Genomic DNA, 12,975 nt, shown 5'->3' on the forward strand with positions numbered 1-12,975 from the left:
AGCGGATTCTATCTCTGTCCGGAACGTCTCCCTTTCTGCAAACGAAACGGGAGCGTCATTTCCATGGCAATGGCATCACCGTGAACAAAAAAGCGCAAACCGCCGAGAGCTCCAACCCCGGCGTCTCCCTTCCTATCGATATCGGTGGTGCCTATCCGCTGGATAAGGGCAGCAGCCTGTTGCTCGATACCAAGGAGGCGCCCGCCGCCGGACCCGTCACCGACGAACTCTGGTATAAAGATGCCATCATCTATCAGCTCCACGTCAAGGCCTTCGCCGACAGCAACAATGACGGCATCGGAGACTTCGCAGGCCTGACCGAGAAGCTGGGATATCTGCAGGATCTCGGCGTCACCACGCTGTGGCTGTTGCCGTTTTACCCCTCCCCCGGCCGCGACGACGGCTACGACATCGCCGATTACGGCGACATCAACCCCGATTTCGGGACAATGAAGGATTTCAGGCGCTTCATCCAGGAAGCCAAGAAGCGCGGCCTGCGGGTCATCACCGAACTCGTCGTCAACCACACGTCCGACCAGCACGACTGGTTCAAACGCGCCCGCCGCTCGGACCCGAATTCCAGCGCGCGCAACTGGTATGTCTGGAGCGATACCGACCAGAAATATCTGGGCACGCGGATCATCTTCACCGATACCGAGAAGTCGAACTGGACCTGGGACCCGGAAGCCGGCCAGTTCTACTGGCACCGCTTCTTCTCGCACCAGCCGGACCTCAATTTCGACAATCCGCGCGTGGTGAGCGCGCTGGTGCAGGTGATGAAGCGCTGGCTCGACACCGGCGTCGACGGCTTCCGTCTCGACGCGATCCCCTATCTCTGCGAGCGCGACGGTACCAACAACGAGAACCTGCCCGAGACGCACACCATCATCAAGCGGCTGCGCTCCGAGCTCGATGCCTACGCCAAGGGCAAGGTGCTGCTGGCCGAAGCCAATCAATGGCCGGAGGACGTGCAGGAATATTTCGGCCGCGGCGACGAATGCCACATGGCCTATCATTTCCCGCTGATGCCGCGCATCTACATGGCGATCGCGCAGGAAGACCGCTTTCCGATCACCGACATCCTGCGCCAGACGCCGGACATTCCAGGCAACTGCCAGTGGGCGCTGTTCCTGCGCAATCACGACGAGCTGACGCTGGAAATGGTCACCGACGTCGAGCGCGATTACCTGTGGTCGACCTACGCCAACGATCCGCGGGCGCGCATCAATGTCGGCATCCGCCGGCGGCTCGCGCCGCTGATGGACAATGACCGGCGCAAGATCGAGCTGATGAACTCGCTCTTGTTCTCGTTCCCGGGCACGCCGATCATCTATTACGGCGACGAGATCGGCATGGGCGACAATATCTATCTCGGCGACCGCAACGGCGTCCGCACCCCGATGCAGTGGACGCCGGACCGCAATGGCGGCTTCTCCCGCGCCGACCCGGCCAGGCTCTACGCGCCGACCATCATGGACCCCGTCTACGGCTATGAAGCCGTCAATGTCGAGGCGCAGTCACGCAGCCTCTCCTCGCTGCTCTCGGCCACCAAGCGGCTCATCGCGGTCCGCAAATCGACGATCGCCTTCGGCCGCGGCACCATGACGTTCATCCGCCCGGAAAACCGCTCGGTGCTGTGCTACGTGCGCCAATATCAGGGCGAGGTCATTTTGTGCGTCGCCAACCTGTCGCGGTCGGCGCAGGCGACCGAACTCGACCTTTCCGCCTTCAAGGACCGCATCCCGCTGGAAATGCTCGGCCGCACCCGCTTCCCGGCGATCGGCGAATTGCCCTACATGATCACGCTCGCGCCTTACGGCTTCTACTGGTTCGAGCTGCAGGAGCGCGACAAGTCGGCGCCGCCGCCGCAGCGCGCGGTGCCCGAGTTCGAAACGCTAGTGGTGCCGCTGAACGCGACCTGGGTGTCGCTGGCGCGCGAACGCGGCGTGTTCGAGCGCGACGTGCTTCCGGGACATCTGGCGCGCAGCCGCTGGTTTCCGGAACGGTCGGCCAAGGCGATAAAGCCGACCCTGACGTCGGCGATCCCGTTCTGTGACATCGGCGACAACCGGCCGTGGCTCGCCTTCTTTGAAACGACCGAACGCGGCATCACGACGCGCTACGTGCTGCCGATGCAGATCGAGTGGGTACGCTTCGACCGCGAGCGCTACAATCCGCATGCGCTGGCCGCCGTTCGCCAGGGCGCGCGCGAAGGAACCCTGCTCGACGTCGCCACCGACCAGATCTTCATTTCACTGCTGTTGCGCAATCTGCAACAATCGCTAACGGTCGACGAGAGCGAACAGGGCCTGCGGCTTGAATTCCGGCCGACCGGCCGCTTCGGCGACAAGCCGATCCGGCAGCCCGAGCACATCCGCACCGTCGATTCCGAACTGCCCCGCAGCACCGCGCTCGTGGATAATGACTGCGTCGTCAAAATCTACCGGACGCTGCAGCCGGGCCTCAATCCCGAGATCGAGATGGGGCGCTTCCTCACCGATGTCGCCAACTTTGCCAACACGCCGGCGCTGCTCGGCAGCGTCGAACTGGTCGAGGGCAACGAGAAGAGCGCGGTCGGCGTCGTTCACGCCTTCGTCGCCAATCAGGGCGACCTCTGGACCGTGAGTGCGGCGTATCTCGACCGCTTCGTCGAGGAGCAGCGCCTGCTGGCAGCGAGCATCCATCCCGGCGAGCGCGAAGAAGAGATCCCCTATCTGCGTTACATTTCGCAGGCTGGGCGCCGCGTGGCCGAACTTCATGCAGCGCTCGCCAGCCACAACGAGCTTGCCGAATTCGCGCCGGAGCCGACCGGCCGCGACGACGTGCAGGGCTGGATCGACGATTTGATGCTCTGCGCCGGGCGCGTTTTCGATGCGCTCCGGCAGCGGCGGGATACGCTAAAGGAAGCCGACCGCGCGCTGGCCGACCAGGTGCTGGCGTTGCAGCCGGCCCTGCCGGATTGGCTGGAAACGCTGCTCTTGCGCGAGGCCGATGTCGCCAACATCCGCTGCCATGGCGATCTCGATCTCAGTCAGTTGCTGATCGTCAAGGACGACATCTTCATCGTCGACTTCGAAGGCGCGCCGCGGCGCAGTATCGCCGAACGCCGGCGCAAGGCGCCCGCGGCGCGCGACGTTGCCAGCCTGATCCGCTCGATCGATTATTCGGCAACCGCGGCTCTTGAGCGCGCGCTCAAAGTGGCCCACGATGAGCACGGCAAGCTCGGCGCGGCGCTTGGCGAGTGGCGCGACCGGGCGACAGCCGCATTTCTCGCCGCCTACCACGAGGCCATGACCGATCAGCGGCTGTGGCCGGCCGATCCGAAAGCGGCAGGCGGCCTGCTGACCTTCTTCCTGTTCGAGAAGGCCTTGAACGAGATCGAACACGAACTGTCATTCCGACCGGAATGGCTGCGCGTGCCGCTGGCCGGAATCATCCAAGTGTTGTCGCAACCATCCATCGAGGCCTCATGACCAAGCTCCCCGCCGAGGCCTATGCCATCATCGAAGGCAAGCATTCCGATCCGTTTCATTACCTCGGTTTGCACAGCGAAGGCGGCCGCAGCGTGGTGCGCGCTTTCATCCCCGAAGCGTCCAACGTGGAGGCGATCGGCGAGCAAGGCGAGACGGCGCCGCTTGAGCGCATTCACGATGCCGGGCTGTTCGCTGGCGCGCTGCCGAACGGATCGAAACGCTACCAGCTCCGCGCCCGTTTCGGCGAGAACGTTGTCGATCTCGACGACCCCTACCGCTTTCCGCCCGTGCTCAGCGACTTCGACCTCTATCTCCTGGGCGAAGGTACCCACCGGCGGATCTACGACAAGCTCGGCGCCCATCCGATGATACTCGATGGCGTCGACGGCGTGGCGTTCGTGGTGCTGGCGCCGAACGCCAAGGCGGTCAGCGTGGTCGGCGATTTCAATTTCTGGAATGCGCGGCGGCATCCGATGCGGGTGCGCGGCGTCGGCTATTGGGAACTGTTCGTGCCCCACGCCCGCGCCGGCGACCGCTACAAGTTCGACATCACCGGCTCCGACGGGCGGCATCTGCCGCTGAAATCCGATCCGGTGGCCTTTGCCGCGGAGATCCGGCCCTCGACGGCCTCGATCGTGGTCGACCAAAGCAGAATCCCGCAACCGCGACCGGCGCCATCGGGCATCAACGCGGTGGGCGCGCCGATCTCGATCTACGAGGTTCATCTCGGCTCCTGGCGGCGCAAGAACGGCAACGAATGGCTGACCTATCGCGAGCTCGCCGAGCAGCTTCCGGCCTATGCGAAGGATATGGGCTTTACCCATATCGAGTTTCTGCCCGTCAGCGAGCATCCGTTCGACGGCTCATGGGGCTATCAGCCGACCGGCCTGTACGCGCCAACCAGCCGGTTCGGCACGCCGGAAGATTTTTCCGCTCTCGTCGATGCCTGCCATCGCGAGGGGCTCGGCGTGTGGCTCGACTGGGTGCCGGGACATTTTCCCGACGATCCCCACGGTCTCGGTTATTTCGACGGCACCGCGCTCTACGAGCACGCCAATCCCCTGCAGGGCCGCCACCTCGACTGGGGTACGCTGATCTACAATTACGGCCGCACCGAAATAGTCAATTTCCTGGTCTCCAACGCGCTGTTCTGGCTCGACCGCTACGGCATCGACGGCCTGCGCGTCGATGCCGTCGCCTCGATGCTCTATCTCGACTACAGCCGGCCCGCCGGCGAATGGATTCCGAACCGGCATGGCGGCCGGGAAAACCTCGAAGCCATCGAGTTCCTGCGCCGCTTCAACATCGAACTGTTCGGACATTTTCCGGAGGCCACCACGGCTGCGGAAGAATCCACCGCGTGGCCGCAAGTCTCGCGGCCGGTCGAATATGGCGGGCTCGGCTTCGGCTTCAAATGGAACATGGGCTGGATGCACGACACGCTGAAATATGTGGGCAAGGACCCGGTGTACCGGAAGCACCATCACGGCGACGTCCTGTTCGGGCTGCATTACGCGTTTTCGGAGAATTTCATTCTGCCGCTGTCGCATGACGAAGTCGTGCACGGCAAGCGGTCGATCCTCGGCCGCATGCCGGGCGACGAATGGCAGCGCTTTGCGAACCTGCGCGCCTATTACAGTTTCATGTTCGGCCATCCCGGCAAGAAGCTCTTGTTCATGGGCTGCGAATTCGGCCAGGAGCGCGAATGGAATCACGATCATTCGCTCGACTGGCACCTCCTGGCGCAGCACCGCCATACCGGTATCCAGAACCTGATCCGCGACCTCAACCGGCTCTATCGCAGCGTACCGGCGCTGCACGAGATGGACTGCAACCAGGCGGGATTCGAATGGGTCATCACCCACGATTCCGGCGGCAACGTCTTTGCCTGGCTACGCAAGGGATTCGACGCCCATGCGCGCTGTCTCGTGGTCGTGAACTTCTCGCCGAACGTCTATCACAATTATCGCGTCCGGGTGCCGTTCGGCGGCAAGTGGAAGGAAGCGCTCAACTCCGACTCCGCGCATTACGGCGGCAGCAATGTCGGCAATGTCGGCGAAGTCCACACCCTGGAAGGCAGCATCCCCGAGCTCAGCCTGACCATCCCGCCGCTGGCCGCGATCTTTCTCGTTCCGGAAAGCTGACGCATGCGATTGTCCGCGGGAAGCCCCGCCCGCCTCGGAGCAAGCTGGGACGGCAGGGGCACCAACTTTGCGTTGTTTTCGGCCAATGCGGAGAAAGTCGAGCTTTGCCTGTTCGACGGCCAGGGCCGCCGCGAGCTCGAGCGCATCGAACTGCCCGAGCGCAACGAGGATGTCTGGCACGGCTATCTCAATGACGTCTCGCCCGGGCAGCTCTATGGCTATCGCGTCCATGGCCCCTATGCGCCCGAGCGCGGGCACCGCTTCAACGCCAACAAGCTGCTGCTCGATCCCTATGCCAAGCGGATCGCCGGCCGGCTGGTGTGGAGCGATGCGCATTTCGGCTATCGCACCGGCAGCGCGCGCGAGGATCTTTCCTTTGACCGCCGCGACAATGCCCGCGGCATGCCGAAAGCGGTGGTGGTCGACGAGACCTTCAACTGGGGCCGCCGCGAGATACGGCCGAACATCGCCTGGGAGGACACCATTATCTACGAGGCCCACGTCAAGGGCCTGACGCAAAGGCGCGTCGATGTCGGTCCGGGCTGGCGCGGCACCTATGGCGGGCTGTGCTCGCCGACGATGATCGATCATCTCAAGCGGCTCGGCGTCACCACCATCGAACTGCTGCCGATCCACGGGCTGATCGACGACCGGGTGCTGGTGGAACGGAAGCTGGCAAACTACTGGGGTTACAACACGCTGGCGTTCTTCGCGCCGGAGCCGCGCTATGCGCAGGACAACGCGCTCGACGCGTTCCGCACCACGGTGGCGCGGCTGCACGACGCCGGCATCGAGGTGATGCTCGACGTGGTCTATAACCACACCGCCGAGGGCAATCATCTCGGCCCGACGCTGTGTTTCCGCGGCATCGACAACGCGTCCTACTACTGGCTCAGCAAGGACAACCCGCGCTACTACGACGACTTCACCGGCTGCGGCAGCTCGGTCAACCTCACCCATCCACGCGTGCTGCAGATGGTGATGGATTCGCTGCGCTACTGGGTCGAGGTCTGCCACGTCGACGGTTTCCGCTTCGACCTCGCGACCACGCTGGCGCGGGGGCCGAACGGCTTCGACCGCAATTCCTCGTTTCTGACCGCGGTGCGGCAGGACCCGGTGCTGGCAACGGTCAAGCTCGTCGCCGAGCCGTGGGACCTCGGCATGGGCGGCTATCAGGTCGGCGCGTTTCCGTCGCAATGGTCAGAATGGAACGACCGTTATCGCAGCGCCATGCGGCGCTACTGGAGCGGCGAAGGCAGCCTGATCGGCGAAGTATCGCGTCGCATGACCGCCTCGTCCGACCTGTTTCATCACGACAACCGCGCGACGCGCGCGAGCATCAATCACATCACCGTTCATGACGGTTTCACGCTGGCCGACCTGTTCAGCTTCAACGAGAAGCACAACGAGGCGAACGGGGAGGACAATCGCGACGGCTCCAACGACAACCACAGCAACAATTGCGGCCATGAAGGCCCGACCACTGACGCCGCGATCGTCGCGCTGCGCCGGCAGCTCCGCAAGAACCAGCTCGCCTGCCTGTTCCTCGCGCAAGGAACGCCCTTGCTGCTGGCCGGTGACGAGGTCGGCAATTCGCAGAACGGCAACAACAACGCCTATTGCCAGGACAACGAAATCGGCTGGGTGAATTGGGACAATCTCGGCAAGCCGGGCGACGACCTCACCGATTTCATCGGCCACATGACCGCGCTGCGACGGCGCTTCGCCCAACTCCGCTACCAGCGCTGGCTCTCCGGACGACGCAAGGATGGCTCCTATGGCGTGCTGTGGCTGACGCCGGCAGCCGAGGAGATGCAGGAAGCCGACTGGAATTTTCCGGAGGGACGATTCCTCGCCTATGTGCTGGGGCCGTTGGAACAAGGTCAGCCGCCGATCTTTATCGTCCTGAATGCCGCGCCCGAAGAGATCGCTTTCACATTGCCCAAGATGACCGAGTACAAAAACTGGCAGCAGGTGCTGAACACGACCGACGCCGGGCAGAGTCCCACCGGTTACGCGTCGGGCGCCAAGACCAGCGCGCCGCCGCGGTCAGTGCTTGCCTTTGCGGGCGCGGCATGAATGACCGACACGGCCCATTTCTGACAAACTACGGCACGCGGTTTCGGCTGTGGGCGCCGGCGGCGAAACGCGTCGAGGTGATGCTGGAGCGGCCTCACGCGATGAAGCGCGGCGAGGATGGCTGGTTCACGGCCGACATCGCCGGCGTGAAGGCCGGCGCACGCTATAAATTCCGCATCGATGACGAGATCGACGTGCCGGATCCGGCGTCGGCGTTTCAGCCCGATGACGTCTTTGGCCCGAGCGAGGTGATCGATCATGAGGCCTATCCATGGCGTGCAACGAACTGGCGCGGACGGCTGTGGCAGGAGGCGATCGTCATCGAGGCCCATGTCGGGACTTTCACCAAAGAAGGCAGCTATCGCGCGATGATCGACAGGCTCGATCATCTCGTTGAGACCGGTATCACCGCGCTGGAATTGATGCCGCTGGCGGATTTCGCCGGCTTGCGCAACTGGGGGTATGACGGCGTGTTGTGGTACGCGCCCGACAGCGCCTATGGGCGGCCCGAAGATCTCAAGGCGCTGATCGACGAGGCGCATCTGCGCGGGCTGATGGTGATGCTCGACGTGGTCTACAACCATTTCGGCCCGGAAGGAAATTATCTCGGCCGCTATGCGCCGACGTTCTTCACCGAAGCGCAGACGCCGTGGGGCAGCGCGATCGATTATCGCGTGAAAGAAGTCCGTGCCTTCGCGATCGAGAACGCGCTGCACTGGCTGCGCGACTATCGCTTCGATGGCTTGCGGCTCGATGCCGTCAACAGCATCGTCGAGCCGGGCGGGCTGTCGCTGCTGCACGATCTCAGCGCCGCCGCCGGCAAACTCGCCGCAGAAACCGGCCGTCACATTCACCTGGTGCTGGAAAACGGCGACAACCGCGCCAGTATTCTGGACGCCGCTGAAGACCCGCCGCGCGGAAAGTATCGCGCGCAATGGAACGACGACTATCATCACGCCTGGCGCGTGCTGATGACCGGCGAGAAGCAGGGCTATTATGGCGATTACCAGCGCTCGCCGAGGTCTGACATCGCGCGCTCGCTGTCCTCCGGCTTCGTCTACCAGGGCGAGGTATCTACGTTCCGGCGCGGCAAGCGCGGCGAGCCGAGCGGGCATCTGGCGCCGACCGCCTTCATCAACTTCGTGCAGAACCACGACCAGATCGGCAATCGCGCGTTGGGCGACCGGCTCGAAGGCAATGCCGACGCGCGGATGATCGAGGCGGCGCTTCAGGTCCTGCTGATCGCGCCTCACATTCCCATGCTATTCATGGGCGAGGAATGGGGCTCAACCGTCCCCTTCCCGTTCTTCTGCGACTTCGGCGGCGATCTTGCCGACGCCGTCCGCAAGGGCCGCCGCGTTGAACTGGCCTGGGCCTATGCGGAATATGGCGATGAGGTCCCCGACGCGCTTGCAGCTTCGACGAGGGACTCCGCGGTGCTCGACTGGGACGGACGCGAGACGCCTGCGGGACGAAAGCGCCTGACGCTCGTGCGCGAACTGCTGCGAACCCGGAAGCAGCAGATTATCCCCCGTCTGGCCGGCGCAGCCTTCGGGAACGCACAGGCAGCAGACGATGGTTTGCTCACGGCCCATTGGCGGATGGGCGACGGCGCAACGCTTCGTCTCCTCGCCAACCTGTCGGATCAAGCCATCAGCCATGCGCCCGGTGGGCCTGCGGGAACCCTGATCTGGGGCAGCGAGTTGGGCGACAGTGTCCCGCCATGGACGGTGCTCTGGCGCATCGGATAGGAAAATGCCCCCGGCGATCCCGATCGCGACCTACCGCCTGCAATTGTCGGCGGATTTCGATTTCGACGCCGCTGCTTCCGTGGTGCCCTACCTCAAGGCGCTCGGCATCACGCATCTCTATGCCTCGCCCTTCATGCGCGCCCGCAAGGGCAGCACGCATGGCTACGACGTCACCGACCACGCCCATTTCAATCCGGAGCTCGGCGGCGAAGCCGGCTTCGAGCGGTTGAGCGCCGTGCTGCGGCAACACGATCTCGGGCTGATCCTGGATTTCGTGCCGAACCATGTCGGTGTGCATTTTGCCGACAATCCATGGTGGCTCGACGTGCTGGAATGGGGCCCCGCCTCGCCGCACGCCGCCTCCTTCGACATCGACTGGGAGCAGTTACCATACCGCGCACGCGGCGGCGTGCTGCTGCCGATCATCGGCTCGTCCTACGGTCAGGCGCTGGAAAATGGCGAGATCGAACTGCGCTATGACGCCGGCGAAGGCAGCTTTTCGGCCTGGTATTTCGAGCATCGGCTGCCGATCGCGCCGGAGCGCTATGGCGAAATCCTGCGCGTGATCGTCAAAGAGGCGGGCGCGGAGGATAGCGCGCCCGGCAAGGCGATGCTTGCGCTGGCTCTCCGTTATCAAGGGTTGCGGCGTCCCAACCGCAAGGAAGCACCTGCCTTCAAGGCCGAACTGAAAGGCATCACAGGGGCTGCCGACATCATCGTGCATGGCCTGGAAGCCTATCGCGCCGGAGCGGATCGGGCCGCCCAGACGCTTTCGCTGCACCATCTGCTCGAACGTCAGCACTACAAGCTCGGTCACTGGCGGCTTGCTTCCAGCGATATCAACTACCGGCGGTTCTTCGACATCAATACGCTGGCGGGGCTGCGCGTCGAAGACGCCGGCACCTTCGAGGCGATCCATCGCCTGGTCAAACGGTTGATTGCGGAGGAAAAGCTGCAGGGGCTGCGGCTCGACCACATCGATGGTCTGCGCGATCCCGTCCAGTATTTCCAGCGCCTGCGCCGGCTGGTCCGCGAGGCGCATGGCGGCCGTAACAGGCCCTTCTATGTGTTGGTCGAGAAGATTCTCGGCGAACAGGAAAAGCTGCCGTCATTCGCCGGCCTTCATGGCACCACCGGCTATGAGTGGATGAACGCAATCACCCATGTGCTGATTGACGGCCGCGGCCTGGAGCCGCTCGACGAGATCTGGCGGCAGATCAGCAACCGTTCACCGCAGATCGAACCGATCCTGAAGGAGGCTAAGCGCCGCGTGCTGGAAACGTTGCTGACCAGCGAGTTCACGGTGCTGACGCGCCTGCTGGCACGGATTGCCAGCGGACACTACTCCACCCGCGACTACTCCGCCGACAGCCTGCGGCAGGCGCTCGAACTCTACGTGCTGCATTTCCCGGTCTACCGCACCTACCTGACATCGTCAGGGCCGTCAGCGCATGACCGCCAGTTGATCTCCAACACGATCGAACGGGCGCGCGCCGACTGGTATGCCGCCGACGACGGCATTTTCGATTTCCTGCGCCACACGCTGACGATGGACCTGATCAGGCCCGGCCGCGCACACCACAGCGCGCCGCGCGTCCGCCGGTTCGCATTGAAGGTGCAGCAGTTCACCGGGCCCATGATGGCGAAGTCGCTCGAGGACACCACGTTCTACCGCTACCACCGCCTGCTCGCCCTCAATGAGGTCGGCGGCGATCCGGCCGCAAAGGCGCTTTCGATCGACGAATTCCACGGGATGATGCGGTCCCGTGCCAGCGAATGGCCGCATGGCATGACGGCGACCGCGACGCATGACACCAAGCGCGGCGAGGATGCGCGTGCGCGCATCATGGCGCTGGCGGAAATTCCGGGCGAATGGACCAGCGCCGTGGCCCGATGGAAGCTGCTCAACGCGCCGCATCTCTTGGTCGATGGCGATCTTCGCGCGCCGTCGGCTGTGTTCGAATACATGCTGTATCAGGCGCTGCTCGGAGCATGGCAGCCGGACGATGCCTCGTTTCTGGAGCGAATGCAGGAATATGCGCTAAAGGCCGCGCGCGAGGGCAAGCAGGAAACAAGCTGGCTCAATCCCCACGCGGCCTACGAGGCGGGCGTAGAGAGCTTCATTACGAAAATCCTCGATCCCTCGCTCTCGGGCGAATTCCTGAACTCCCTTCAAACGCTGGCGCAGCGGCTGTCGCTGCTGGGCAGCTTGAATTCGCTCAGCCAGATCACGCTGAAGACGACGATGCCGGGCGTGCCGGATTTCTATCAGGGCACGGAGCTTTGGGATTTCTCACTGGTCGATCCCGACAATCGGCGACCGGTCGACTTTGCCGAACGCGCCGGACGGCTCGACGCGCCGGAGAATGCGGATTGGGACCGGCTGGTCGAGAAGTGGCCGAGCGGTCATCTGAAGCTGGCCTGGACCAAGCATCTGCTCAAGCTGCGGACCGAACTCGCCGACATATTCACGGACGGCGATTACGAGCCCTTGGAAGCGAGCGGACCGCATCGCGACCATTTTATCGCGTTCGCGCGGCGGCGCGGCCGCGAAGCCGCGATCACCGTGGTCACGCGTTGGTTTGCGCCGTTTACCGACAGCGGCAGACATTGGCCTGGTCCGGAGAATTATGACGCCGCACTGAATGTCGGCGGCTATGCGGTGGAAGGCTTTGCCGACGCCGATGCTGCGCAATTGCGCCTGTCCGACCTGCTGACGCATCTACCGGTCGCCGTGCTGAAAGCAAGATTCACCGGCGCGGTAAAGCCGGCGCGCAAACGCACGCGCGCCTAGCGCCTTCGGTTCTGCGTCAGCTCTTCTTGGTCAGCAGCAGCTTGCCGCGGTTCTGAATCGCGGCCTGGGCCACTTCGGCAAAGCGCTGCAGCAGCCATGGCAGCATGACTTCCACCTGCACATGATCCTCGGCGACGTCGACATGGCCGGCGGCCGCCTGGCCTAGCGCGCGAACGCGAAAAATCATGCGGTTGTCTTCCCATCGCTCCTCATCGACGCTCAGCACCGGCACGCCGGAAGCGGCGCGCGACAGCCCGGTCTTCAGGCGGCGCATCGCCTCTTCGCGTCCCAAGCTGTGCGGGATGGAAACCACCAGCGGTTTGGTCATCGCAGAAATCCCTCTCTCGTCCAACCGGATGTAATTGCACCTGCTTCGAAAGGAAGGGCTGCGCGCATTATCGCAACGCAAACCGGAACTTAGATGACTCCCGGCTGTTGATCCACGCGAAGGGCAGAGCATACAGAACGCCCTTTTGGGCTGAGGAGAAGTTTATGTCTATCGGCACCATCCTTCTGATCATTCTGATCATCGCCTTGCTCGGCGGATTCAGCGGCATCGGCGGCGGTCCGTTCTACGGCACCGGATATTACGGTGGCGGCGGGCTCGGCCTGGTGATCGTGATCCTGCTGATCCTGCTGCTGCTCGGGAAGATTTGAGCGGATTGTAGATCGTAGGGGGGGCAAAGGCGCAGCCGTGCCCACCTTCTTTAGCGCAATCAACATGGTGGGCACGC

Annotated in this window: 7 protein-coding genes; 6 read left to right on the plus strand and 1 reads right to left on the minus strand. The window is 63.7% G+C overall.

The genetic code is table 11. From position 1 onward, the window contains the following. Window positions 1–176: 176 nt before the first annotated feature. The 5 genes from treS to treY are packed head-to-tail and all read left to right on the plus strand — an operon-like array spanning window position 177 to window position 12,241. Window positions 177–3,473, plus strand: coding sequence for a maltose alpha-D-glucosyltransferase (gene treS / locus CP49_RS03305; RefSeq protein ID WP_245310485.1), 3,297 nt, complete (start codon window positions 177–179; stop codon window positions 3,471–3,473). Further along, on the plus strand, window positions 3,470–5,617 hold the full coding sequence (gene glgB, locus CP49_RS03310) for a 1,4-alpha-glucan branching protein GlgB (protein ID WP_057848877.1): 2,148 nt from the start codon (window positions 3,470–3,472) through the stop codon (window positions 5,615–5,617). The genes treS and glgB overlap by 4 nt, the downstream gene beginning before the upstream one ends. Window positions 5,618–5,620: 3 nt before the next feature. Further along, window positions 5,621–7,696 carry a glycogen debranching protein GlgX gene (gene glgX / locus CP49_RS03315; RefSeq protein WP_057848878.1) on the plus strand — a complete coding sequence of 692 codons (2,076 nt, stop codon included), beginning with the start codon at window positions 5,621–5,623 and terminating at the stop codon, window positions 7,694–7,696. Then, complete coding sequence (treZ, locus tag CP49_RS03320) at window positions 7,693–9,447, plus strand: malto-oligosyltrehalose trehalohydrolase (protein ID WP_057848879.1); 1,755 nt, start codon at window positions 7,693–7,695, stop codon at window positions 9,445–9,447. Before glgX ends, treZ begins: the two co-directional genes overlap by 4 nt. 4 nt (window positions 9,448–9,451) lie before the next feature. Further along, on the plus strand, window positions 9,452–12,241 hold the full coding sequence (gene treY, locus CP49_RS03325; protein WP_057848880.1) for a malto-oligosyltrehalose synthase: 2,790 nt from the start codon (window positions 9,452–9,454) through the stop codon (window positions 12,239–12,241). Between the two features lie 16 nt (window positions 12,242–12,257). On the opposite strand, the gene CP49_RS03330 is transcribed toward treY, so the two are convergent. Further along, a complete protein-coding gene (locus CP49_RS03330; RefSeq protein WP_057848881.1) occupies window positions 12,258–12,569 on the minus strand; it encodes a polyhydroxyalkanoic acid system family protein in 312 nt (103 codons plus the stop codon). Window positions 12,570–12,733: 164 nt separating this feature from the next. On the opposite strand from CP49_RS03330, the gene CP49_RS42255 reads away from it, so the two are divergent. Continuing rightward, window positions 12,734–12,898 (plus strand): DUF3309 family protein, encoded by a 165-nt coding sequence (locus tag CP49_RS42255; protein ID WP_082645846.1) that lies wholly within the window; start codon window positions 12,734–12,736, stop codon window positions 12,896–12,898. Window positions 12,899–12,975 lie beyond the last annotated feature (77 nt).

This window comes from Bradyrhizobium valentinum (genome assembly GCF_001440405.1).
Lineage (GTDB): Bacteria > Pseudomonadota > Alphaproteobacteria > Rhizobiales > Xanthobacteraceae > Bradyrhizobium > Bradyrhizobium valentinum.